General features: G+C 37.0%; 26 protein-coding genes. 9 read left to right on the top strand and 17 right to left on the bottom strand.

What is annotated here, in order from left to right; translation table 11 throughout:
• Nucleotides 1-368 precede the first annotated feature (368 nt).
• Entirely contained in the window at nucleotides 369-515 is a 147-nt protein-coding gene (locus ABC255_RS02910; RefSeq protein ID WP_412991269.1) for a hypothetical protein, read from the top strand.
• Between the two features lie 95 nt (nucleotides 516-610).
• Here ABC255_RS02910 and ABC255_RS02905 read toward each other — a convergent pair whose 3' ends face one another.
• From ABC255_RS02905 to ABC255_RS02890, 4 genes are all read right to left on the bottom strand, one after another.
• Nucleotides 611-727 (bottom strand): YjcZ family sporulation protein, encoded by a 117-nt coding sequence (locus tag ABC255_RS02905; RefSeq protein ID WP_412998466.1) that lies wholly within the window; start codon nucleotides 725-727, stop codon nucleotides 611-613.
• Nucleotides 728-968: 241 nt separating this feature from the next.
• Nucleotides 969-1,784 (bottom strand): sugar-phosphatase, encoded by an 816-nt coding sequence (yidA, locus tag ABC255_RS02900; protein ID WP_412991268.1) that lies wholly within the window; start codon nucleotides 1,782-1,784, stop codon nucleotides 969-971.
• Between the two features lie 490 nt (nucleotides 1,785-2,274).
• Nucleotides 2,275-3,036, bottom strand: coding sequence for a metallophosphoesterase family protein (locus ABC255_RS02895; RefSeq protein ID WP_412991267.1), 762 nt, complete (start codon nucleotides 3,034-3,036; stop codon nucleotides 2,275-2,277).
• Between the two features lie 82 nt (nucleotides 3,037-3,118).
• Nucleotides 3,119-4,051 carry a GNAT family N-acetyltransferase gene (locus tag ABC255_RS02890; protein ID WP_412991266.1) on the bottom strand — a complete coding sequence of 311 codons (933 nt, stop codon included), beginning with the start codon at nucleotides 4,049-4,051 and terminating at the stop codon, nucleotides 3,119-3,121.
• A 359-nt stretch (nucleotides 4,052-4,410) separates the two neighbouring features.
• Between ABC255_RS02890 and ABC255_RS02885 the strand changes: the two genes are divergently transcribed.
• Nucleotides 4,411-5,205 (top strand): alpha/beta fold hydrolase, encoded by a 795-nt coding sequence (locus tag ABC255_RS02885; protein WP_412991265.1) that lies wholly within the window; start codon nucleotides 4,411-4,413, stop codon nucleotides 5,203-5,205.
• Between the two features lie 56 nt (nucleotides 5,206-5,261).
• Entirely contained in the window at nucleotides 5,262-5,636 is a 375-nt protein-coding gene (locus ABC255_RS02880) for a hypothetical protein (protein WP_412991264.1), read from the top strand.
• Nucleotides 5,637-6,186: 550 nt separating this feature from the next.
• Here ABC255_RS02880 and ABC255_RS02875 read toward each other — a convergent pair.
• Nucleotides 6,187-6,645, bottom strand: coding sequence for an aminoacyl-tRNA hydrolase (locus ABC255_RS02875; protein ID WP_412991263.1), 459 nt, complete (start codon nucleotides 6,643-6,645; stop codon nucleotides 6,187-6,189).
• 118 nt (nucleotides 6,646-6,763) lie between these two features.
• Nucleotides 6,764-7,726 (bottom strand): helix-turn-helix transcriptional regulator, encoded by a 963-nt coding sequence (locus tag ABC255_RS02870; protein WP_412991262.1) that lies wholly within the window; start codon nucleotides 7,724-7,726, stop codon nucleotides 6,764-6,766.
• A 117-nt stretch (nucleotides 7,727-7,843) separates the two neighbouring features.
• Between ABC255_RS02870 and ABC255_RS02865 the strand changes: the two genes are divergently transcribed.
• On the top strand, nucleotides 7,844-8,323 hold the full coding sequence (locus ABC255_RS02865) for a GyrI-like domain-containing protein (protein WP_412991261.1): 480 nt from the start codon (nucleotides 7,844-7,846) through the stop codon (nucleotides 8,321-8,323).
• A gap of 14 nt (nucleotides 8,324-8,337) precedes the next feature.
• Nucleotides 8,338-8,805, top strand: coding sequence for a phage tail protein (locus ABC255_RS02860; RefSeq protein ID WP_412991260.1), 468 nt, complete (start codon nucleotides 8,338-8,340; stop codon nucleotides 8,803-8,805).
• A gap of 440 nt (nucleotides 8,806-9,245) precedes the next feature.
• Here the strand turns inward: ABC255_RS02860 and ABC255_RS02855 are convergent, their stop codons facing one another.
• The gene (locus ABC255_RS02855) at nucleotides 9,246-9,959 is read right to left on the bottom strand and encodes a GntR family transcriptional regulator (RefSeq protein ID WP_412991259.1); all 714 of its coding nucleotides are present in this window, start codon (nucleotides 9,957-9,959) and stop codon (nucleotides 9,246-9,248) included.
• A 96-nt stretch (nucleotides 9,960-10,055) separates the two neighbouring features.
• Nucleotides 10,056-11,255, bottom strand: coding sequence for an enolase C-terminal domain-like protein (locus ABC255_RS02850; protein ID WP_412991258.1), 1,200 nt, complete (start codon nucleotides 11,253-11,255; stop codon nucleotides 10,056-10,058).
• Between the two features lie 318 nt (nucleotides 11,256-11,573).
• Between ABC255_RS02850 and ABC255_RS02845 the strand changes: the two genes are divergently transcribed.
• Together ABC255_RS02845 and ABC255_RS02840 are read left to right on the top strand one after the other, a co-directional pair.
• A complete protein-coding gene (locus ABC255_RS02845; protein WP_412991257.1) occupies nucleotides 11,574-12,962 on the top strand; it encodes a PTS transporter subunit EIIC in 1,389 nt (462 codons plus the stop codon).
• Between the two features lie 254 nt (nucleotides 12,963-13,216).
• Nucleotides 13,217-14,077, top strand: coding sequence for a Cof-type HAD-IIB family hydrolase (locus tag ABC255_RS02840; protein ID WP_412991256.1), 861 nt, complete (start codon nucleotides 13,217-13,219; stop codon nucleotides 14,075-14,077).
• Between the two features lie 276 nt (nucleotides 14,078-14,353).
• On the opposite strand, the gene ABC255_RS02835 is transcribed toward ABC255_RS02840, so the two are convergent.
• From ABC255_RS02835 to ABC255_RS02825, 3 genes are all read right to left on the bottom strand, one after another.
• The gene (locus ABC255_RS02835; protein WP_412991255.1) at nucleotides 14,354-14,533 is read right to left on the bottom strand and encodes a hypothetical protein; all 180 of its coding nucleotides are present in this window, start codon (nucleotides 14,531-14,533) and stop codon (nucleotides 14,354-14,356) included.
• Between the two features lie 108 nt (nucleotides 14,534-14,641).
• A complete protein-coding gene (locus ABC255_RS02830; protein ID WP_412998465.1) occupies nucleotides 14,642-15,478 on the bottom strand; it encodes an aldo/keto reductase in 837 nt (278 codons plus the stop codon).
• A 210-nt stretch (nucleotides 15,479-15,688) separates the two neighbouring features.
• The gene (locus ABC255_RS02825) at nucleotides 15,689-16,336 is read right to left on the bottom strand and encodes a bifunctional 4-hydroxy-2-oxoglutarate aldolase/2-dehydro-3-deoxy-phosphogluconate aldolase (protein WP_412998464.1); all 648 of its coding nucleotides are present in this window, start codon (nucleotides 16,334-16,336) and stop codon (nucleotides 15,689-15,691) included.
• A 156-nt stretch (nucleotides 16,337-16,492) separates the two neighbouring features.
• Here ABC255_RS02825 and ABC255_RS02820 point away from each other — a divergent pair, with 156 nt between their 5' ends.
• Nucleotides 16,493-17,257: an IclR family transcriptional regulator gene (locus ABC255_RS02820; RefSeq protein ID WP_412991254.1), complete on the top strand. Its 765-nt coding sequence runs from the start codon at nucleotides 16,493-16,495 to the stop codon at nucleotides 17,255-17,257.
• A 105-nt stretch (nucleotides 17,258-17,362) separates the two neighbouring features.
• Here ABC255_RS02820 and ABC255_RS02815 read toward each other — a convergent pair whose 3' ends face one another.
• From ABC255_RS02815 to kduI, 5 genes are all read right to left on the bottom strand, one after another.
• Complete coding sequence (locus ABC255_RS02815; RefSeq protein ID WP_412991253.1) at nucleotides 17,363-18,313, bottom strand: sugar kinase; 951 nt, start codon at nucleotides 18,311-18,313, stop codon at nucleotides 17,363-17,365.
• A gap of 53 nt (nucleotides 18,314-18,366) precedes the next feature.
• A complete protein-coding gene (gene kdgT, locus ABC255_RS02810) occupies nucleotides 18,367-19,359 on the bottom strand; it encodes a 2-keto-3-deoxygluconate transporter (protein ID WP_412991252.1) in 993 nt (330 codons plus the stop codon).
• 99 nt (nucleotides 19,360-19,458) lie between these two features.
• On the bottom strand, nucleotides 19,459-19,908 hold the full coding sequence (locus ABC255_RS02805; RefSeq protein WP_412991251.1) for a NanQ anomerase/TabA/YiaL family protein: 450 nt from the start codon (nucleotides 19,906-19,908) through the stop codon (nucleotides 19,459-19,461).
• Between the two features lie 33 nt (nucleotides 19,909-19,941).
• On the bottom strand, nucleotides 19,942-20,718 hold the full coding sequence (kduD, locus tag ABC255_RS02800) for a 2-dehydro-3-deoxy-D-gluconate 5-dehydrogenase KduD (RefSeq protein WP_412991250.1): 777 nt from the start codon (nucleotides 20,716-20,718) through the stop codon (nucleotides 19,942-19,944).
• Between the two features lie 48 nt (nucleotides 20,719-20,766).
• Entirely contained in the window at nucleotides 20,767-21,597 is an 831-nt protein-coding gene (gene kduI, locus ABC255_RS02795) for a 5-dehydro-4-deoxy-D-glucuronate isomerase (RefSeq protein ID WP_412991249.1), read from the bottom strand.
• Nucleotides 21,598-21,964: 367 nt separating this feature from the next.
• On the opposite strand from kduI, the gene ABC255_RS02790 reads away from it, so the two are divergent.
• Nucleotides 21,965-23,527: an ATP-binding protein gene (locus ABC255_RS02790; protein WP_412991248.1), complete on the top strand. Its 1,563-nt coding sequence runs from the start codon at nucleotides 21,965-21,967 to the stop codon at nucleotides 23,525-23,527.
• Nucleotides 23,528-23,894: 367 nt separating this feature from the next.
• On the opposite strand, the gene gucD is transcribed toward ABC255_RS02790, so the two are convergent.
• Nucleotides 23,895-25,361 carry an alpha-ketoglutaric semialdehyde dehydrogenase GucD gene (gene gucD / locus ABC255_RS02785; RefSeq protein WP_412991247.1) on the bottom strand — a complete coding sequence of 489 codons (1,467 nt, stop codon included), beginning with the start codon at nucleotides 25,359-25,361 and terminating at the stop codon, nucleotides 23,895-23,897.
• Nucleotides 25,362-25,383: the final 22 nt, after the last annotated feature.

Raw genomic sequence — 25,383 nt, 5'->3', positions numbered from 1 at the left:
ATGAACAAGTGGTTTACGATTTTTTTAGAATCTAAATAGCGAATATCCTTCATATGATTGTTTTATTGCAGTAAATCAGGTGTAGTTGGAATTTTTAAATAATTATTAGTAAACGCTTACAGGTTTTATTGTATAATTGTCTTACAAATAAAACAACTGGTAAAATTAATAAAAAACTGTTTAGTTTTTTGTGCAAATAAACAAATTATTAATTTTTTTGTAATATTCAGTTGTTGGTAGATATAAAAATAAAGTGAATGCTGTTTATGTTGGAACCTATGTTTTAACCAATATCTGAAGGGATTTTAACGAGACCCAATGTGTAATTTATCGTTTTTAAAACATACTATATGTAGAGGTGGTATAGTATGGAAAAAGGAACAGCTAATGAAGAAAATAATAATCATGTAATACATTCAAAAATTTATGAAGAAGTGAAAAGAAACAATCTTATGGACTGGGGTGAAATAGAACTAATAGAAAGCGTCCAACTTAACGAAACTCGGAAAGATTAATCCTGCAAATAATTGGAGGGAGACGAATGTATTCGTCTCCCCCTTCTTCGTATCCTGAATGAGCCTATTTAAGAAAACCGTAATTGTATCCCCTGTTAATCGCAGAAAACAAAAGCACCTATAATGATTAATAAAATAAACAACACGATTATAATGATAAAACTGTCGCATCCACGTGGTTGAACACAAGGAGCCGCATAGCCATAATGCATTTGAGGCTGGGGAAGTACATTAGCCCCCATAGTATATGACGGAATCATATTATCCATTGTAACACTTCCTTTCGTTTGCATTGAGACCTAGATTGCAATACACCATATAATATACAAGGAAGGGCAAAATGGAGCCCGTCTAGATAAAAAAAGAATGAAGAGTCGGTTATCTTCCGACTCTTCATTCTTTTTTTACTATCCTAACTCGATTTATGAAAAAAAGTAAAATTACTTCTGTTGACTACTTCGTTTCCAATATTAATTTTTCGATCGCATAGGCAACTCCATTTTCATTGTTTGATAATGTATGGAACTGAGCCGCTTCTTTTACAACAGATTCTGCATTAGCCATTGCTACTCCGCAACCAGCATACTCAATCATACTTAGGTCATTTTCGCCATCCCCAATGCAGATGACTTCTTCCTGTTTAATCGAAAGTTTTTCGGCAAGTAGTCTGACTGCATTTCCTTTGCTGACACTTGGGTCAAGAATTTCTAAAAAGAACGGAGTGCTTTTCACGAACGTATATTTTTCCCAGAATGACTCAGGGATGTTTGCAATGTTTTGATTCAAACGTTCCGGTTCGTCGATAAACATCACTTTCGGAATAAGCATGTCCTTTGGTACCTCATCAATTGTCCGATAATGGAGAGAAATTCCATTTATATGGGCTTCATGAATAGTGTATCGGCTTATGTCTCGATTCGGTGTATAAAGATTTTCTGTATCAAAGAAATGGAGAGGTGAATCAATCTTTTGGCTTAATTCGTATATTTCTTTTAAGTTTTCATAAGTTAAAGTGATTTGGGATTCTACCTCTTTGGTGTGAGTATTTTGCACAAGGGCACCATTAAAGGTAATCACATAGTCATCTTCATCATTTAACTTCAATTCCTCAATAATCGATTGGACACCAACGATTGGTCTCCCCGTACAGATTACCACACTTACACCTTTAGCTTTAGCAGCTTGAATCGCGTCATTTACTTCTTTTGTAATTTCCTTTCGATCATTCATCAGCGTTCCATCAATATCGATTGCGACTAATTTATACAAACCTTATCCTCCTAGATTCTTGTTGTTAGTAAAAGAAAGCATATAACTATACTACAAGAAGGGCAATTATTAATCCAGACAGATACAATTTCAAAAGGCCGTAGAACTGTTTATGGAGTGTGCTAAGTTGGTTAGGTTGATAAACAAATGTTTTATTAACGTAGGCTGAAGGGATTTGCAGGTAGAGCCCCATTTTGGCATCATTTATCGTAATTTATGAATATGGTTTTTGTTGTGTATTTCAGTAAATAACCACCGACACCCCTTAGGACTACAGGATACTCCAATATTCATCATTTTCAGGGAAATAATTCGTCAAAATATCCTATATTATAAATAAAAGCAACATCACTAATGGTTTAAACCATGAAGCGATTTTGCTTTTCTATTATATTTTCTACAGAATGGAATTTAATTAAATGATTGATTAACATTGTATATTTCCCCTATAAATCAATCTTTTCCCCTTGCATAAACTCCAGAAGTGGCATCAAGAACCGTCCCCATTGTGTACATTGTGTAAGCCACGATATTTAGCAGTAGTTAGTTCTTTGATATAAGGCTCAAGCTCAGGCATCCCAATTTCTTTTGCAAGGTTAATGGCCAATTCAATATTATAAGGAACTCGAATAAGTTGGATTGAGAAAATCCCCACTTCTTCCTCCCCATATTTTCCTTCCAAAATGGCATAGGATGCTTGTGGGATTTCAAGGGGATTTCCTACACTCCCTACATTACATAAGGTTCTCCCTTCCAAATTCTGAATATATGCATTGTGTATATCTCCATAACAAATAACATCTGGTTCCCTTATCCCCACTATATTTTGGGTATGTTGTGTGTTCTCAAATAAGCTTAATCTAGACTCTATTGAGTCCCATGGCTGAATCCTATCATATAAGCTTCTTGGGGAAGCGTGGAACATTCTGATCAATCTTCCACTCATGATGAATTCAAATGAAAATGGGAGTGATTCTAAATAATGGTTTTGCTGAGACGTCAATTGACTTTGATGCCATTTGATTGTTTCTGATTCATTTGGCCTTGTGATAAAATCATCCCAATTACCTTTGACCGTGATTTCGCAATATTGTTTTATCATATCCACTGCTTGACTCGATTGTGGTCCCTTCCCAACTAAATCCCCTAAACAAATAATTCTCTTAATTCCTCTAGTTCTAATATCTTGAAGGACTGATTCTAGTGCAGGAATATTCCCATGAATATCTGAAATAACAGCAATCTTATCCAATACTTTAACCCCTTTTTTTCTGCTCGATTTGCCTCATAATTAAAATAATAATATATTTATTAAGATTTCCCCATTAAAATGGTTAATCAATAAGTTCCTTCATATAAACCGCAGTTTGTGAGTGAGGTTTCATTCCCACTTGTTGGTATAACCGATTAGCATTGGTTAGGCTATCACTGTCTACATACAAAAGAATCGTTTTTTGATTCCGTTGGTAGGCGATTCCAAACGTGTGAAGGAGCAGCGCCTTACCAATTCCATGTTTTCTATATTCACGTTTTACACCTAACAAATCTATAAATAATCCATCATCCTGCATTCTACTCATGAGGAATCCTGCTGGCTTAGAATCCTTCCAGACAATAAACCAAAGACTTGGATCGTACCCGTCTCCCTTTTTTTGAGAAATCCAAGTAGCGAAATCTTTCTTAGTATACCCCCATGCATCTCGGAAGGTTTCGTCGTAGATTGAGAATAGAGTTTCTTCATCCTGATCGGGTTGAAAAGGTCGTAACGTCATTCCCTCTGGTAATTGGTACTGGCTGGGCTTCTCTTCTAACTCTATTTTCATTCGCTCATATAACCTGCTGAATTGATATCCCCTATCCTCAACCAATTTTCTAGCAGAATGATTGGTAAAAGAAATTTGGTTCATTAACTTTTGCTCACCCTCTCTCCCTTTCGCTAGAACATGGGCTCGCTCCTCCACTTTCGTTAGTAAAAGTGAACCAATTCCTTGATTTTTAAATTGTGGGTGGACAAAAACACACGTATCCATTCTGTTTGCACCGGTTACCTCAACAAAACCATACCCAATGACTTCATTCGTTTCAGAAAGAGCAATCCATGCATCTGTATCAATTTGAATGGAATTCCACATATCAAGTACATCCGACAATGTAATATCCGGCTCACCGATGTCTTCGATATCACACAATGATACCAAATCAGTAATCGCTTGCGCATCCTCCATTGTCGGATGCTTAATCATAAACTTCTGTATTTCTCTTCCCATCCATTTCTCTCTCCCATCGTTCAATTACTTGACCAACCACTTATCCAGTTGCTTTCTGATAATTTTATTTTAACTTAATACCTAAATATCATTTCGGATATTTATATACAAAAAACGACCTTTATCCCCGATCGAAATTCGTGTTTACCACTCTTAAAATAAGTAATTGCTACTCTTTTAGCATTTAGCTATTTAACCGAATAAGACGGTACTTATACTTAATTGTAGGTAAATAGACTCGCGTCTTTGAGCATATGTTTTTACATTTTACTATTTACTACTTTAAAATATTAATATCCAAAAATGTAAAAAATTAACACAATTAATGTATATTAACCATATCGAAAAGGAAATGGAAAATGACCTACAAAAATTATTACGATGGTCTTTACTATGAGATTAATGGTGACGGCTACCCTATCATTTTTTTACACGGAATTGGTGGAAGTCATCATATGTTTCATCCTCAGGTTGAGGAATTATCCCAACACTTTATGACCATAACGGTGGACTTAAAAGGAAATGGCAAGTCTACGTCTGTAAACACGCTAAATTATTTAGATGTACACGTAGATTCCATATTAAATTTACTGGATTACTTAAAAATTAAACAGGCTGTCTTTATCGGATTGTCCTATGGCGGAATCGTAACACAGGTATTCTCCATTAGGCACCCTGATAAAGTAAGTAAGATGATACTAATTGATACATATGGACAAACATTTCCGAAGGATGCAGAGGAAATAAAACTAACACTATTAGGAGCATGTGTCGTATTAGCTTCCTGGTTCCCCAAAAAACTGTTAAGAAAATCTTTGACTTACATTGATCCTTATCATAAATGGGAATTGGCCCAACAGCAATTATTATCGATTTCCGAGTCATGTAGAGCAAAGGACCTGACGATTCAAATGGTAGAAGTATTTAATATAAATTTATTAGAGGATTTAAAGAAACTTGATACACCTACTTTGGTTATTGTAGGCGACCAAATAAAAAGCGTTGTGAAGAAAAACAAAGAAATTAGTGACAATCTAGTAAACAGTCAATTTATGATTGTTGAAGACTCTGTTGACCCAACAAATCTTTGCCAACCTAAAATTGTTAATAGGGTAATTTTGTTATTCTTAAAGGAAAATTCATTTCCCTACTAAAGAATGTACCTATTCAATTTTTAAATATACACCACTTAAATACAGAGGAGTAAGCTATGAATGTGAAAGAGATTTTAGTCATTATGTTTGAAAAGGACATAGGTGTACTTAAGCAGGAAAGTAAAATTGGCTCTGAAAGTGACATCGTTTATTCATTAACGTTTCTACATAAAAATAAGATAAACATTAAGATTTTACTTTTTCAAACAGACCTATCCCATTGGGTTATTCATCATGAATTATCCAAGGAACATCCGCGTCTAGTAAAAAAGATTATTCGTATCTGTGCAAAAATTAAAAGAATAAAAACAGAAGATCAGCTATTGCTTTCAAAAGATTTGCTTGAAATACAAGATGGGAATTTTGTAAAAAATTTATCCAAGTCTATTCTTCAGAACTTCATGAATAAACACTTTACATTATTCAAATAAACGTATGATCAGACTATCAATTAATTTAATTTGTTATACTACAGAAATCTCGTTCAATAAGATGAACGAGATTTTTCATAGTTATGCGCATACGTTAGTTCCCATTCTTCTGAAACCGCATAGATTAGGGAGGGTCTTTATTTCGACAAAGTCAGTCAATAAAAAATCCAATCAAACGCTTGTTTAGTTGAGATAGAAACCTAGTATTATCATAGGTTTTCTAGAGTAAATGAATGCGAGGATTGACGAGAATTGAAAGAATGGCCGTACTCTTCCTGGGATAAAGCAGTAAACACACAGACAGAATAAGCACCAGAATACTGTGGGATATGTAAACAACTCCGAATTCACAAAAACGCGGGTTATCAATCAACAAACCAGATATCATAATAGCGATTACAGTCCACGCCACAATATAATATATTTTTTTATTTAAACTACTCGTAATCTCCTTCATAAAACCCCTTAATAATAATCTAATATACACATTCTAAAATATACTATTTATAGGCATAAAAGGGGAATACCACGAATACCAAGGGGACGATTCTTAGTTTTTAAGGAGAGTTAAGTGTCCCACTATTTCCTTCGCTTCATATTTTTCCATCGGAGGAAGTGCAATAACAGTCAAAGAACCCGATTTAACTTCGGTTAATCCACTATCACGAATACTAAAAAATCCTCTTTTCTCTAACTTTTCAAGCTCGGTTTGTTTACCCTTTAAAATAATTTTCTTCATTCCACTCTGTACCCATTCCACGAAATCCTCATGCTTTTCATGAAAAGGGGATTGTGAGGACATCAGGTTAATCGTACTTAGAGTTGCAGCATGAGCCACTTGTGCAGCTGTTTTACCTGTCGACATTTTTAAGTCTTGATTTACAACAAAATATTGAACTAGATCTCGTTTATCCATTTCTATTCTCATTCCTTCATTAAGAAATTCGTTCAAAGCTTCCTCAATTATAACGTCTCCTAGTTGATACTGAATCCCCTTTCCATTTAACAATCACTTCAATTTTCTTACTATCCTTTTCAAGTTCAAGGTTTTGCACGGTTTTACGATGGGTAATTCAGTAAAAAAGCCACCAGAACCGTCCCCACTGGTTGCCCCCTAACTGCACTGCTTATGAGCAAAATAAACGTAATCTCTCTTGTAAAACTTCTAAAACTTCTTCTGGCACTTCCCTGATCTTGATATCCCCACCTAGGAAAAGCAGCCAACTTGTCATTTCGGTCAATTCTTCAGGATTATTAACATTGATGTAAGTCTTTAGAATGGCTGTGGCCTGGTATGGATTCGTATAGGAAAGTGATACTTTTAAAGGGTGGTATTTTTTAAACTGAGCAATCGCTTTTGGTCCAAGTTCAAGAACAAGGTTGATTACTTCTTCCAGCTTACTTAGTTTTTCTACTATCTTTTTCTTACTTAGTCTTTTTTTCGTCGGGTAGGGCTCGACATTGGTGAGATTGTCGACATTAAAAATCTGCTTCTTTTCTTCCTTTAAGTCAAAACCTTCAATCAGCCACAGACTTCTTTCACGATAAAGATGCAAGAGATAAATCGGATAAGACTTTATTACCTTCTCTTCTTTAATAGTGATCAATAAATATCTATCCAAAAGAAGGATATGGATGAGTTTTTCTAACATGGGGTGGGGAAGGTCTGAAAGCTCAAGCAGATCGGGATTATTTGGGTTTGTTCCTTCAAAAAGCAAGATTTGATTTAAAACAACTAGGGTCTCTTGCTGGTTTTCTGAGATGAGTCCTAGTAATTTTTCAGCTAAAGACTGACGACTCTTTAGATAAGGAAGTTGTTGATTTCTTGTGGCCATAAAGGCAATAAAAAGAGCTTTAATCTCATTATCGGTAAAGCGAACAGTGGGAAGGACAGAGTTGTTCATGACAAAATAACCACCATCCCTACCAACTTCAGCGACAAGCGGCATCCCCATTGCTTCAATTTCTTTGATATCTCTAATTGCTGTCGAACGAGAGATGTTAAATTCCCGCATGATTTCAGAAATGGTAAAGTGGGCACGATTGTTAATATACCGCATGATGATATTAATCCGTTCAATTTTTTTCATTCAGCTTTGCACCTCCTAAACAGTATCACTTTTTGACATGATTTAAGGTTATTATAAACTCATCAAGTGGAAAGACAAATCCTTGAATAAAATTTTTAAAAAGGAAGGTTTTTTATTATGGCAGAATATATCCTAGAAGAAAAAGACAGCTTTACCGTTTTAGGTTTTGGAACGGAGCTTAAGAGCCATTACACAGACTATGCTGGCATAACGAAGGAAAAGGCTGACTTTTGGTGCGCTGTTATACAAAATGGAACGCTTGAAACATTAAAATCCGTAGCCGCAAATGATTTTATTTTTGCCGTGAATGAAGCGGTAAATAACAAGATGATGCACTATGCAGGCGTCATGACAGAGAAATCGTTACCAGAAGCAACTAGAGTAATCCAATTTCCAAAAGGGGAATACCTCGTTGTGAAAGGGGAAGCGAAAACGTCTGAAGAGTTGAGCAATATGCTAACTGGCATCGCCTTTGGTCAAGTCTTGCCAGAAGCAAAGGATTTTGCTTATGTTGGTGGGCCAAATGCAACGGTTGAGATGGGGCAGCGAAATGGCTTAGTATTTGGTGAAGTATGGATTCCTGTTGTTCGAAAATAAAAGGAGGGTTGGAATTGTCCTATACTGTTGATTTTAAAAATGTGTCTACGGTTGGTTTAGAGTCTTCACCTGTAGCAGATGCACTTGCTGGCTTACGCGCCAATGAGGCCCGTTATTTTATGAATAAATACAAGCATGAATTTACAGTTATACCAGCTAGCGAGTCCTGCGAAACCATTGATTACGTGAATCGAATTTTGAAAGAAGAACGTAATATTGAGTTTGCGGCCAAACCACTAGAAACAGCACGTTTCCAAGTGGAAAATATCAATTGGGCATTCGTCTTTTATGAAGATGGTCTTGCAGTCAACGTCCTGTATACGCTTGATGGCCTTAAGCCGAAACGGGCCGTTGGTTTTAAGCTTTCTGAGGGGATGGAAGTACCACAAGAGTTAGAAGCTAAGTTTAAGTTTGCCAGGCAGAAGTCAAAACTAGCTGGAACCATTCGGGGCTCGTTTTTTGTTATTAAAGGAGAATACTAAAGTAAACAAAAGGAATGTGGAGGATTACTCCACATCTTTTTGTATTTTTTTGGATAGGAAAACAGCTTTATTAAAGAAGGGGTCTCCTACACCATAGTGCAAGAAACCCCTTCCTTTATATAAAATAACCTATTTTCACTACATCATCTATTCAACAATTTTCTCCCTGCTAAAGAGGAACAAACGCAGTATTAACAAGCACTAATGTAAATTTAATCAAACGTTTAATTAACTCGAAATCTACTAATCAAACGTTTGATTAAAAATGCCTTAAAACCTTATTAAAAAAGAACCTTTACCTGTTTTCTTGAAAAAATCTTGTCGTGTGTTGCAGGTGTGTTGCAGGGACGGTTCTCATGGTTTCACAATGGGTAAATCTAGCAAAAAAAAGCCACCAGAACCGTCCCCACAGTTTACAGTTTTGATTACAGGCATAGTTTTTACTTTTTCCTGTATTTGTGACTGTGAGGGTTAAAAGGTGTAAAGTAAGAAACCGAATAATCCAAATTGATCATTTCGCTATATTCGAACACTTTACCATTTTGAAGAATTCCTCTATTAATAATTTTCATGGCGGCCACCCCTTTTTTACAGTTAAGAAGTTCAGCATCCTCTTTCGTAATATTTACAGGAGTATAGGTTGTAATGAAGTGAGAGATTTGATAATCACATTGCTGTACATAATCATGTACAGATTTTTTTATTTCTTCTTCATTTAGATCTGGAAAATAAGAAAAAGGTAATCTTGTGGTTTCAATTTGCATTTTGTGGTAGTTAACAATCCGAACTCGCTTATATTCCCATAATTTTGCGTGTTGTCCGTTTATATCAAAAATCTTTTCTAAGTTTTTATCGGGTACAATCTTTTTCAAATAAATAATTTTCGATTGTATATCTTTGAATTTATTTTCGGTTAAGGAATTATAAATTAATGGACTTTTATATCTTGTTTCGTTCACGAAAATTCCTGATCCTTGAACAATTTTAATACATCCAATATTAACAAGTTTTTTTAACGCCTCTCGAATGGTATATCGCGATACCTCATATTGGTCAGCAAGATCCCTTTCTGTAGGCATTTTTTCACCAGTTTTGTATTTATTTTGATAAATCTTACTTAGGATATCATCCGCAATGAAATCACGTTTGTTCATAGTAGTTACCTCAAATAAAAGAATGAATTTATTTTATCACATTACTATTAAAATACCTCTAAAGCGTAAATGCTCTAGAGGTATTTGATATATATTTTAAGGTGTGTGTATCGTACCATTTGGAATTCGTGATTGGGTCCATTCATGTTTACGATAAATGACTGGATATTCTTTGGCCATGTCTTCATTAAATTCCACGCCGATCCCAACTCCTTCAAGAGGATAAATATATCCATCCACTACTTCAACAGAGTTAGGGAACATTTTTTTGGTATTTTCATCTGGTTCCTGAATCTCTTGAATGGCTGCATTATGAAGATGAATATTTAAGTGCGTATTGACCGCAACCCCAATAGGAGTCATATCAGATGGGCCATGCCAAGCAATTCGAACACCAAAATTTTCACATAGTGCAGCGAGTTTTAGGGCCGGTGTAATTCCTCCGATTTGGGAAACATGGCAACGAATGAAATCGATTTGACGATTGACAATCAGATTTCTCCACTCAGTTGGATTATTAAATAATTCCCCTGTTGCGATAGGTGTCGTACATTGTGCTCGTAATTGAGATAACCACTCATTTTGATCCGGAGGTAAAATATCTTCTAAAAAGAAAAGCTTATATGGTTCAAGATCCTTTGCCAATTGTAGGGCTTGGTTAGGAAAAAGTCTTTCATGAACATCATGAAGAAAATGAATTTCATAACCATATCTTTCACGTAATGCCTTAAACATCGTCACGACATCTCTCATATAGATGTCTTGATCAAAGTATTCTCCCTCACTTAAATTTTCTGTTAAGTGCATATTGTGATTTTTGCCACCATACAAACCTAATTGACAACGAATATGGCGGAATCCCCTCTTGATTAATTGATCAACATTAGAAAAAAGTTCTTCGAGTGTTAATCCATCCGCATGCGTATAAGCCGCAATCGCGTTTTTTGACTTCCCTCCAAATACTTGGTAAAGAGGCATATCTGCTAATTTGGCTTTGATATCCCATAAAGCCATGTCCACACCAGCAATAGCGTTATTCAACACTGGACCATTTCTCCAATAAGAATTAACCATCATTACTTGCCATAAGTCTTCTATATTATTTGCATCGCGATCGATTAGTAGCGGTTTTAAATATTCATCAATAATCGTTTGAACGGCTAATGGTCGTTGCTGAAATGTTGCACAACCATATCCATAAATGCCTTTATTCGTTTCTATTTTAACTACAATAAGATTATGTCTACGCGGATTAGTCACATATGATTTTATATCTGTTATAATTGTGGGTTCCAACTGTGATTCTTCCTCTCTTTTTAAATTGCATTTTGTCAAATCGAAGCAATTTATATCTAAATTAAAACATAGTAAAAATAGCAGCGTCAATTTGGTATGGGAAGTAGTTTTATTTAAGCAATTTACCATACCAATTTTTAAAAAGTATAAAGGAAAAACCTTGATTTGATAAGGCTTTATTTAATTTTTTGGTTTTTTTAAACCGTTTTCAAAGTGTTTTTCATTATGCTATTATTGGCGTGTCAATTCGAATTGCAATTTAGCATCGATTATTTTTGGAAGTTTATAAATAATTCATTTTAAGGGGATGAAGTAACAGTGAAAGAAAAAGATACTGTGCTAAAAATCATCGATTATGTCGGTGGTAGAGAGAACATTAAGAAGGCTTGGCATTGCATGACTAGGCTGCGTTTTGATTTGTATGATCAATCATTAATAGAACATGATAAAGTTAAACAGTTACAGGGAGTTATCGGAGAACAACTACAAAGCGATCAATATCAAATCATCGTTGGTACAAATGTGCAAAAATATTATACAGTTTTAACAGATGAACTAGGGATCGAAGGAGAGGAAGAAAACGAGCAAGCAAGTGATAAGAAAAAAGGTTTCTTCGCACGATTATTTGATGTTGTGTCAGGTGTATTCGGACCAATTGTTCCTGCAATCGCGGGTGCCGGGATGCTTAAAGGGCTTATTGCCGGACTTATTGCATTAAAGGTATTATCAGCGGACACTGAAACAGTAAAAATCTTAGACTTGGTAGCAAGCAGCGTCTTCTATTTCTTGCCATTCTTCTTATCTGCTTCCGCTGGGAAAATTTTTAAAACCAATCAATATCTTGCCATTGCGATCGCAGCTGGCTTTATGTATCCAACCTTAAATGATGCGGCTAAATTAGGTGAGATTAGTCAATTTCATTTTCTTGGTTTACCAGTACCAGTCATAAATTATGCCGGTAATGTTATTCCTGTCATTTTATCGGTTTGGGCATTAAGCTATATTCACAAATGGGTAGATAAATATATGCCTAACGTGTTGAGAACTGTGTTTACCCCTACATTAACTTTATTTATTGCGCTCCCTTTTGCGTTGATCGTATCTGGACCATTGGGTAGTTACGTAGGAAAAGGAATCGCGGCTATGGTTGAAGGATTGTTTGATATTTCACCTATCTTAGCGGGTATTGTGATGGGTGCAACAAGACCAATTGAAATTGTATTCGGTGTCCATCACGCAATCACTCCAATTGCACTTCAAAACTTTGCCGATAAAGGTTTCGACATGCTGATGCCTATGATGTTTATGACAAATATGGCGATTGCAGGTGCCACCTTTGCAATGTTTTTCAAAGCAAAAAGCAAGACAGAAAAAACGATTGCACTTTCAGCAAGTGTTTCAGCTCTTCTAGGAATTACAGAACCAGCTTTATTCGGTGTATTGATTAAAAACAAGAAAGCGTTTATCGCATGTACGATTGGTAGTGCAGTAGCTTCCACATTCTTTGCTACAATGGGTGTTAGAATTTATGGCTATATCCTTTCAAGTATCGTAAGTTTAGTCGCGTATGTTGGACCATACTTCCCATATGCATTAATAGGAATCGCCATTGCAATCGGTACTTCATTCGCCATTACTTATATTCTTGTAAAAAAAACAGGAACTAACGAATCACAAAACGGTAATGTTTTGAAGAAAATCAGCTAATTATTGTAGCTTTGGAACCAAAAGATCTTAGCCAAATGCAATCATATTCGTTCATCCATACAAATAAACAAATCGATTATATGCTATAGTAATGCTTGACTGCTTTTAAGTGGTCAAGCATTATGTGTTTACTGAGAACTACAAAAAACAATATAGGTACGTGATGCTACTGTGTATCTCGGATACCATACATAATGAATCAAGACCATTCCAAGTAGTGGTCGTGAAAGATTTTTCAATGAGGAGTGACAGATATGAAACTAATTGCAATTGATTTGGACGGTACTCTATTGTCTCAGCATACTTACATTACTCAGGAAAATGTGCAGGCAATACGAAAGGCACAAAGCCAGGGACATATCGTGATGATATGCTCTGGACGTGCCCCTGAAGATATTCAAGAAATCCTTAAAAAATATGAGCTTTCTTGCCCCTTGGCAGGAAGTAACGGAACGGTTGTTCAGGCTGAAGGAAAATTGTTAGGAACCGTTTCTATGAGTCGGGATAATATCATGCAAATCGCAAAACAATTAGATGACGTGAGGGCTCCTTATCGCATCTATACCAATCAGGGAATCTTTGTACCTGACGACTGGTCGGAGCGAGTGAACACTAACCTACAAGGGGATACCATCAAAGTGGATGGCCTCTCAGATGACCTCTTTAAAAGGATTACAGAACAGCCACAGCAATCTGATTTAAATAAGTATTTTCATGATTATCATGAATTGTTTGGCAGAGAAGACTTGAAAGTTCAAAAATTCTTTATCCTTACTTTAAATCAACAGAAAAAGTCAGAGTTGGCTGCGTACCTTAACAATATTTCCGGAGCTGCCGCCACTTCTTCGGGTCCAATGAACATTGAAGTTATGGATAAGGATGGAAATAAAGGAAATGCCCTGAAAATCATGGCTGACTATTATGGTATTTCTATGGATGATACCGTGGCGATGGGAGACAGCTTTAATGACATCCCTATGCTCAAAGTAGCTGGACTCTCCATCGCCATGGGGAATGCAGACCCAGCAGTGAAACAACTTTGCAAAACCGTAACACTTTCCAATGCCGAAAACGGGGTCGCATATGCTTTGGAACAGTTTATATTTAAGCATTAAGAATACAAAAATACAACGGGGACGGTTCTCATGGTAACGCCATTGGTAAATCTGGCGAAAAAAGCCGGCAGAACTGTCCCTATGGTTTCTTAACCAATTGGTTAGACGAAGTTATAACGCATTATAAGGTGAATATTGTCGAGGAAATAATCTAGTTTTTCCCTTTATTTTCTCTATCCTGTCAATAAAAACTATTATCCTACACCCCCGACCACTTATCGACAAAACCAGCTACTAATTAATCGGTTGATTTAAATAAAAGATAAACTGAGGCCTCTAATTCACCCTGTCAGAACCTTGATCCCCTTCTGACTCGTTTCGTAATTCCGAAGCCGCCTTGGTCCGAATCAGCAACCTATCGAAATAGTCTAAGTTTAAATCTGCTCGAAAAACAACAATAAAATTTGAAAATACCCTTTCATTAAAACCAACAAGACCATTATCTACGACTCTCATATCGGTAAACCTTGTTTTCCGAATACGGGGGGCCAATCAATGCTACTACATAAAAAAGAAGCACGAGAACCGCCGTAACCGTCCCCGTGCTTCATATACTTCATTTAATTAAAAACCAACACTCATTGTATCCGGATGTGATCCTGCACGACTGTCTTCATTGAGTCCATCGATTTTTTCCATATCTTCTGCAGATAATTCAAAATCAAAAACATTTGAGTTATCAATAATTCGTTGTTCTTTAACAGACTTTGGAATGGTAACAACCCCATGTTGAAGATCCCAGCGCAAGATAACTTGGACGACGGATTTATTGTATTTTTGAGCAATATCTTCAAGAACAGGATGATTTAGAAGTTGACCTTGTTTCAATGGAGACCACGCTTCAAGTTGAATCCCTTCGGCTTTACAATAGGCTAGAAGCTCTTTTTGTGTTAGATGTGGATGGAACTCTACCTGGTTGACCATCGGTTTAATTTCGGCAGATGCGATTAAATCCTCTAAATGGTGAACCTGGAAGTTGCAGACGCCAATAGCACGCACACGCCCCTGTTTATAAAGCTCTTCAAAAGCTTTCCATGTTTCTTTGTATTTATCTTTCCCAGGCCAGTGAATTAAATAAAGATCCAAGTAATCAAGCCCTAGCTTGTTAAGACTTGTTTCGAAGGCCTGTAAGGTTGATTCATAGCCTTGATCGGCATTCCAAACCTTTGTAGTAATAAACAATTCTTCACGGGGAACACCAGATTCTTTAATGGCTTGTCCAACACCTTCTTCATTCTTATAAAAAGAGGCGGTGTCGATACTAATGTATCCATTCCTTATGGCAGCCTTTACAGACTCGATAACCTCTTCCCCGTCGGTTACTTTAAAAACGCCTAATCCCATCCATGGCATTTTCACACCATTATGTAAGGTAACAGTGTCTTTTAAATTCGTTGGTATCATACTAGTTCCTCCTCATTAATCAATTCCTAAGTTTTTTTAAAACTGGGCTATGAGAACCGTCCCCATTGTCTAGTTCCTCCTCATTATCAATACCTAATTTTCACCAAAATTAAACCATGAGAACCGTCCCCATTGTCTAAGAACCGTCCCCATTGTCTACCAAAACTGGACCGCGAGAACCGTCCCCATTGACTCCTTGACTCCATTTTAAGCTTCTCTAGCAGCTTGCACCTTAGCAACATACTGCTTCGCATATTCGGTGATCTTCTCGTATTCTCCTGTTTTGGCAGGTGCTACTAAATTGCCGCCTACTCCAACAGCGACACATCCGTTTTTGATCCATTGTTCTACGTTATTTAAATCTACTCCACCAGTTGGCATGATGTTTACTTGTGGAAGTGGTGCTTTGACGGATTTCACAAAATCTGGACCAAATGCATTTCCAGGGAACAATTTAACGATATCAACGCCAGCCTCTAGTGCTTGTTTGATCTCAGTGATTGTCATGCAGCCTGGCATATATGGCACTTGATAAAGATTACATAGCTTTGCAGTTTCTGCATCAAACGCAGGACTAACAACGAACTCCGCTCCTGCTAGAATCGCAATCCTAGCTGTCGTAGCATCAAGAACCGTTCCTGCCCCAATCACAACATCACCGTTATCCTTATACAAAGAAGCTAATTCTTTAATTACTTCATCGGCTCCCTGTACAGTAAAGGTAACCTCAATTCCTTGAATACCGCCTTCCACACAGGCTTCAGAAATCTTAACGGCCTCTTCCTTTGAATCTGCCCTTACAACAGCGACAACTCCACAGTCTGCCAGTTTCGATAAAATACTTATTTTTTTCATCATATTCATCCTTTCATCCTTTTTAAAAATTCACATTATTATTGATTTTACAAATCGCCTCTAATTAACGTATCATATAGTAGAATGATGTTCCATAATAAAGAACATATAAAAAGAATATCATTTAATTATCCCCAATAAAAGAGGTAGATTGTCATGTCTAATGTCCAATCAATTGAACGTGCCCTAACCATATTAAACAAGCTTTCTGAGTACCCAGATGGCATTCAAATTGCACGTCTGACAGAGCAGGTTGGTCTAACAAAAAGTACAATTCATCGTCTGTTAGCTACTTTAGTAAGTATGAATTATGTTGTAAAAGATGAAGAAACAGACAAATATAAACTCGGATTACAGGTCCTCTTTCTTTCTAGGAATCTATTAAATAACTCAAGTATTGTGACAACCGCAAAACCTTATCTCGAGAAATTATCACAAGACGTCAATGAAACCGTTCATTTATGCATAGAGGATCACGGAGAAGTGATTTATATCGATAAAATTGAAAGTAATCAAACCATCCGAATGTATTCGCGCATTGGAAGCAGAGCTCCCATGTATTGTACGGGTGTAGGAAAAGTATTACTTTCAGACGCTACCCCAGAGCATCTTGAAAAAGTGATTTCAAATACTGAGTTTATCCCAAAGACCCCGTACACCATCACCTCAAAAGAAGCCTTTTTAAAAGAAATTGAAAGTGTTAAGCAACAAGGTTATGCATTAGATAATTCCGAGAATGAAGAAGTTTTAAGGTGTATTGCTGCACCAATCTATGATCATAAAGGAAAAATCGTTGCAAGCTTTAGTATTTCTGGACCAAGTAATCGTGTGACACTGGCGCTAATCAACAGTACATTAATTGAAAAAATGAAACAATATAGTCTAGCAATCTCAAGGAACCTGGGATACCCTGGTTCTTAGGATAGGTGGTATTCTCATTCCTCGAGAATACCTTTTTTATAAAAGAACACTAAAAGCAAAAGCAAAGAAAACATAAAAATGGTTTCCTTTACTTTTGCAATCTAACTAAAGCTCTACTTGCGAGCCTTTCATATAACCTTCTAAACTCTCTCTATCAGGTAATCCATCATTATCTCCTGGTGACATGACAGCAAGAGCACCAATGGCGGCACCGCGTTTAACAGCTTCCTTGACAGGAAGACCTTCCAGTATGGCGCTGACCACACCAACAGCAAAACCATCACCTGCTCCTACTGTGTCAACTACCTTCTCAACAGGGAAACCTTCAGTATAAAATTGTTCTCCACAAGAGCTGGTAAATGCACCCTTTGCCCCGAGCTTGATGACAACGGTTTTTACACCCGCAGCATGATAGTGAGCCGCAATTTCATGAACGTCTTCGCTGCCCGTTAACAGCTTCCCTTCTTCAATACCAGGAAGAACGATGTCTGCATGACAAGCTAGGTCATTAATAACCCGAGCCATTTCTTGTTTGTCAGGCCAAAGACCAGGACGCAGGTTAGGATCATATGAAATTTGCACACCCCTTGCGCGTGCCTCTTTCATCAATTCATAGACCATCTCCCGACACCCAGCGGACAATGCTGGTGGGATACCTGTTAAATGAATATGGTCAAAGCCATCCCAGTTTATATTATTAATTGTTTCAAGATCCATATGTGAAGCTGCAGAATTCTTGCGAGCGGAGAACACTTCCGGGTCACCGCTTGACACCTTTTGTTTCCACTGCATTCCCGTCAAATAGCTAGGATCATAGGTTACATAACTAGTATCAATTTCGTTACCTTGAAGAAACTTTTCAATGTTTCTCCCGAATGGATCGCTTCCCAATTTGGTAATATACGTAACAGAATGTCCTAAACGAGACATCCCGATGGAAAAATTAACCTCAGCACCTGCTACATAACGATCAAAAGTATTAACATTTTCCAATGGACCCTCTTCTACTGCAACAAAGAGTGCCATAGGTTCCCCCACAGTAATAATTCGACTCATGTGATTTCCTCCCTGAATTCAAAGAGAGACATAGATATGTCTCTCTAGGTTAATTAAGCAATAATTTTTTCCCCTTTAGTACTACCTAACTCACCATTTTTCTTTTTCATATATTTAGAATAATAAGCTGTCAATATTGGTACTACTATTGAAGTAACAATAACTGATGTTGCTACCATCGCTGTAGCAGATTGTGCTGCTGTTAGAAATTCTGGTTTCATTTCGGCAATAAGCATTGGGTTGGCTACTGCAGCCCCAGCTGTACTAGAAGCAGCAAGTCCTGCTGTACCATTACCTTTTCCAATAAATTTATCAGCTAGCATTAATGGAACACCTGTAACAATGATAACGAGAACACCTAGTAAAATACCACTAAGACCAGTTTTTCCAATTACCGTTAAGTCAATTGTGTTACCTAAGGCAAAACCAAAGAATGGAATCATAGTTTCTGTTGCTCTACTGAAGAATTCACGTAAATCTTTATCAAGGTTACCAAGAGTGAAACCAATTAGGAACGGTAATACTGCACCAACAAAAGCTTGTGGTTCAAATACAGCTACACCTGTACTACCTAAAATCAACATAGTTACTAACGGACCTGATTCAAGGGACATTAATACGAATGCACCCGCATCTTCTTTTGATCCATATTGTTGCATAATAGAAGCATAAAGACCACCATTTGTCATATCCATTGCAGCTACTAGCGCAAGAACGGAGAATCCTGCAAATATACCTGTTTGTATTCCATCAACTGGTAGGAATTGCATGACAATAACAGCAACGACCCATGCAACCGCTATCTTTGTTACGACAAGTGTACCTGATTTTAGTAAAACTGTACCTGATGCTTTAATATTGATACTTGCACCCATACAGAAAAACCATACTGCTAAAATTGGAACCGTACCTGATATCAATCCATTCGTAAATCCTCCGAAATACTCGCCCGCTCCGGGTGTAAACGTATGGACAAGTGCTCCTAATATTAATGGGACTAACATTAATCCACCTGGGATTTTTTTAATTGACTTCAAAATATTCATGTTGAATACCTACCTCTCAAGTCTACATAAGGATATTTAATTTACTGGAATATAACAATGTCCTGCTTATATTTACCTCTAGTTCGTGTATGTTGTCGCTTACACTTTCACTTTAAGAACTACTTTTCTAACCTTTTGTTTCTCATCAAGCGTAATTCCCGCCATATGAGAATCCTCTGGGAGACAGATCATAACGTCTCCCGGATTCATTGTGATAATCGAATGGATATCCCCTTCAAAAAAGGTGGCATCCTTCTCTTCGTTGTATGCTTCTTTTACCTGCTGGTGTTCGATATGTTCGACTGCTATGTTTTCATTACCTTCTAGAATGTAATGAAAGTCTAGATATACTTGGTGAGCTTCCCAAAAGCAAGCTGCTGATTCTTTCGTTTCATATTCGTTCAAAAAGAAGAACAAATCCTCACCAAGCTCATGACGTCCAGCAGGATAGGCTGAAAAGTCATGTTCTTTTAATAGAAGTAATGTAGATTGTATTTTTTCAGAAAGAATCTGGCTTTCTACTAAGTCATTTAATTTACCTTTTAGCAACTTTATCAGCCCTTCCGATGTATATACTCTGTGTTAGCGGACTAACCAACCGCCGTCAACTGCAAGAACATGACCGTTCATATAATCAGATGCCTGACTAGCAAGGAAAACAACGACTCCCATGTAGTCTGACGGAGTAGCCCAACGGCCAGCTGGAATACGAGAAAGAATATCTGCACTACGCTCTTCATCTGCACGAATTGGAGCTGTATTGGCTGTTGCAACATAGCCTGGTGCAATCGCATTGATTTGGACATTGTATTGTGCTAACTCATTTGCAAAGGATTTGGTAATACCTGCAACGGCATGTTTACTTGCTGTGTATGGCGGAACAAATTTACCACCCTGGAATGACAGCATCGAACAGATATTAATGATTTTCCCACTTTTTTGCTCGACCATTACTTTTGCAACGGCTTGGCTTAAAAGATAGACAGAGTTCAGGTTAATTTCCATAACTGCATCCCAATCTGCTTCTTTGTATTCAAGTAACGGATTACGTCTGATTGTCCCAGCATTATTAACAAGAACATCAATTCTTCCATATTCACTTAGGCAAGTATCAACAACTTGCTGTAAAGTCTCTCTAGCTGTTAAATCTGCTTGATGGAAATATACTTTTCTTCCTGTTTCTTCAATAAGTTCTCTTGTTTCATCCCAGTTCGTATCATAAGAGACAACAAACAGATCTGCACCTGCTTTTGCTAGTGCGACAGCATACCCTTGGCCAAGACCAGTATTTCCTCCTGTCACGATTGCAACCTTACCTGTTAAATTAAAAAAGTCTAATGAAAAATCTCGTAAACTCATTATATAGCACTCCTATTTTTCGATTTTAGTAGTCTGACTTAAAGCAAATTATCTCAATTCGTCCATTGTTACTTGATCCATATCGTTGTAAGTCTTATTATCGCCTGCCATTGCCCAGATGAAAGTATAATTACTAGTAGCAGCTCCACAATGAATCGACCACGGGGGAGAAATCACCGCTTCTTCATTTTTCATCACAATATGACGCGTTTGTGTTGGTTCGCCCATCATATGGAACATTCTTGCATTTTCATCTAAGTCAATGTAGAGGTAAACTTCACTTCTACGGTCATGTGTATGCGTTGGCATTGAATTCCACACACTTCCCGCACTTAATTGTGTCATCCCCATAACAACTTGACAGCTCTGAATTCCTTCTTTGTGGATCATTCTGCGAATCACACGATCATTTGCAGTTTCTAATGCTCCTAATCGATCACCCTCAATATCTTTAAATGCCACGTGTTGAGTCGGATATTCTTTATGAGCTGGAGCAGAGTACAAGTAAAATTTCGCAGGGCTTGCTGCTGATTCACTTGAGAAAAGCAACTCTCTTTTACCCAATCCGATATATAAGCAATCTTTATTTTCCATCGCATACGTTTCACCATCAACCGTGATACTTCCGGTACCGCCAACATTGAAAATCCCAACTTCTCTTCTCTCAAGGAAATATTCAGCCTTCATCTGATCATTACCCTTTAAAGAAATACTTTCTTCAATTGGAGTGATACCGCCAACAATCGCACGTTCTTCCATCGTATAAACCAGTTTCGTTTCTCCTGGTACAAATAACTCTTCTATTAAATAGTGTTTCCGAATGTCTTCTGTCGTAAATGTTTTGGCATGATCTGGGTGTGTCGAATACCTGATTTCCAAAGTGTACATCTCCTTTTAGGTAACTGTTAGTTCGTTCCGTATTGTGGAACTATGTTTCATAATTTAATTATAACGCTTTCTTAACTAAAAAACCAGATATAATGTGAAAAAATAGTGAACGTTTCCAAGGGCGTTTCCATGGGGACGGTTCTCTCGGTCTAAATGAAAAAAGGCACAACCAGCTCTATCCACTAGTTGTGCCTTTTTGAACACAATACTTATTAAATTTCCAACAAAATCAAAGAACATTTTTTTACTTTTTGTGGTTTTGTAATTAATAGGCATCCCGACTATGATAATATTAGTATTATTTTTATATAATGTTAATTTAAAAACAGCCAGTCATTTCTTAGAGGAGCAACAAAAAGTGAACAATCAAAAACTACACAATAAAAATGTTTTGTTAATCAGTATTTTATGGGGCTGTTTTATCCTATGTATGCTAGTCCAAATTTTAAAAGATAAAGATCCTATTTTTATCGCTATCCTTTTTGGTAGTGGGATTTTAGTATGTGGAACCATATCCATTTTCGTTTTCAATAAAATTTTTATTGAGCAAACCATGTATTTATGTGTGCTGGGGATGTCATTTGTTACCTTTGTACTTATAGATAACGAGCCTGTCATAGCTAATTTCTACCTCATCTTTTTAGTAATTTTTATTCTATCTTTATATCATGATTACCGCCCAGTAATTTTAATGAGTATACTTAGTATTTTTATAGGCGCCCATTTTTATAAATACGGAGAACGCCTTAATTATACGTATCGCGAAGGTGACTTTTCTTATTTTTTATTTACACTTTCGGTTACCTTTCTAGTAGCTTTCCTGCAAATTCGCTATAGCAGAGCAGTAGAAAGAGATGACAATGCGAAAAAGGAAGAAGTAATAAAGGATAATGAACAACAAATCTTAGCTCTAATCAATTCAATGCCCGATTTAATTTATATCCAGGATAGTACTGGAAGATTTATTGAAATGAATCAGTATGCGAAAGATTTATTTACACTGAAAGATATTGATTATAGGAATAAACATTTAGAAGAGCTTTTTTCTGAAAATGAATGGTTTAGAAACTTCCAAAGTTGCTTTGCCAACGATGAAATTTCTTGGGAGAAGGGTATACCTTTTAGATTCGAATTGAATCTCGCTATAGGAAAACAATTTGATATTATAAAGGTTCCTACTTTTTTTGCAGACGGCGGTAGGAAAAATTTATTGGTAATAGGTCGTGATATTACAGAACAAAAGAATGCCAATGACCTCCTTTTAAGATCAGAAAAACTTTCTGTGGTAGGTGAACTTGCTGCTGGTGTTGCACATGAAATACGAAACCCACTAACTTCTATAAAAGGGTTTTTGCAGTTAGCGATTCAAAAAGGTGAATTTAATCCCGATTACGTTCAAATAATGTTAAGTGAAATAGTGAGAATTGAGTCGATTGTTTCCGAATACTTATCATTAGCGAAACCAAACCAAAACTCACCAAAATCTCTTCAACATATTGAGACTCTTGTTAGAAATGTGATTACTCTTTTTGAAAGTCAAACAAACCTAAAGAATATTACGATTCACTCAGAATTAGATGATACTTCCCAAATCATGTGTAACCCCAACGAAATTAAACAAGTGTTGATTAATATATTTCAAAATGCGATTGAAGCCATTGGAAGTAATGGAGATATTTTTATATATTTAAAGAATGTCCCAGAAAGTGGAGTAGAGATTATCATTATTGACAATGGATGTGGGATTGAGGAAGAACGATTAAAGAAGATAGGTGAACCATTCTTCTCAACAAAGGAAAAGGGAACAGGGCTGGGATTATTAACTTCCAACCGTATTATTGAGAAACATGGTGGTACGATTAAGATTACTAGTGAAGTAAATAAAGGGACTGAAGTTAGAGTTTATTTGCCTACTAGCTAATGGTCACCCGCTTTAGGTTCTCAAGATTTGCCATTTGACGCTTATTTTTAATAAAACAAATTAAAGGAAGGGGTCTCTTTCACCATGGTGCAAGAGACCCCCTCCTTATATCCATATAGTTAAAATAACTTGTTTTCACTTAGTCACGTCTCGACAATTTTCTTCCTGCTAAAGAGGAGCAAACAGAGTATTAACAGGAGGTAATGCAATTCTATCAAACGATTAGTTAACTCGAATTCTACTAATCAAACGCTTGATTAAATAGTGGATAAACTCCATTGTTATACATTTTTTTCTTAATTTCAGGCGAGGTATTTGTCGAAACTAATCGCTAACCTTCTGTGGATGTACAAACGGGATTTCGGGATTAATTTTTTAAAAATACTGTTTTAATAGAAGTAAAGAACTCAATTGCTGCTTGGCCTTGCTCGCGTGAATGAGAGCTTGATTGTTTCATTCCGCCAAATGGAGCCTGGAGTTCTACGCCCGCTGACTCTGAGTTTATACGAACAAGTCCAGCCTCGATGTTATTAATAAACGGCAGGATATTGCCAATGTTTTTTGTAAAAATTGAAGCACTTAACCCATACTTTACATCGTTGGCTATATTAATGGCTTCTTCAACCGAATCAACTTGAAATAATGCTAAGACCGGGCCGAAAATTTCCTCCTGGGCAATTGTCATATCGCTGGTTACATTTTCAAACACGCTTGGCTCAACAAAGAATCCATCTTTTAAATTGCCACTTTCCAACCGCTTTCCACCAAAAATTAATGATGCACCTTCAGATACTCCCTTCTCAATATATGAAAGAACAGTACGTAGTTGGCTTTCACTTGCACAAGGTCCAAGCCATATACCTTCCGCTAATCCATCGCCAATTTTGATTTTTCCAACCTTTTCAAGCAGTTTTTCTTTAAATGTTTCATAGATTCCACTCTGAACAATAACACGGCTAGTTGCCGTACATTTTTGTCCGGTAGACCTGTATCCTCCGCTGATGGTTGCTTCAACCGCTTGATCAAGATCGGCATCATCTAAAATAATGACTGGGTTTTTGCCACCCATTTCTAGTTGGTATTTGGCTCCACGTTTAAGTGCCCCATGTCCTACTAACTTACCAACATTATCAGATCCGGTAAAAGTAATCCCGTTGATATCATGATGATCAATGATTCCTTGGCCGACTATAGATCCAGGTCCTGTCACCATGTTCACCACACCAGCAGGCAACCCAGCCGCTTGGAAGCATTCAATAATTTTTGCTGCTGTCACGGCTGTCTCTTGGGCTGGCTTGAACACGACTGTATTTCCGTAAACAAGGGCAGGTGAGATTTTCCAAATTGGAATTGCCACAGGAAAGTTCCAAGGCGTAATCACTCCTACAACCCCCAGTGGTACCCGGGTTGTGAACATTAAAGCATTTGGATCTGTGGATGGAATCACATCGCCCACTTTTCGAGATCCTTCACCAGCATAATAACGCAGAATGGCTACACCACGAGCTGTTTCTCCCTTGGCCTCTGGAAGAGTTTTTCCCATTTCGCGAGTCATGGTCTCGGCGATTTCATCTAAACGTGATTCCATAACATTGGCTATTTTAAAGAGATATTCTCCTCGGGAAGGTCCATCGAGTTTTTTCCATTGATTAGATGCTTGCTTGGCTGAATCTACCGCACGATCCAAATCCTCTGTCCCTGACTTTTGTACATACCCAACAACCTCATCTTTATTAGCGGGGTTAATGCTGGTATCTACTTGATGGGTGGAAGCCTCAATCCATTCTCCGTTTATAAAGTTCAAATAGGTATTTACCTTTGTTAATGTACTCATTAAATTTTGCCTCCTCAAACGT

Origin of the sequence: Neobacillus canaveralius (genome assembly GCF_047237705.1) — a bacterium.
GTDB classification, from domain to species: Bacteria; Bacillota; Bacilli; order Bacillales; family Cytobacillaceae; genus Neobacillus; species Neobacillus niacini_K.
The sequence above is the reverse complement of the archived record's forward strand: the minus strand, read 5'-3'. Positions and strand labels throughout refer to the sequence as shown.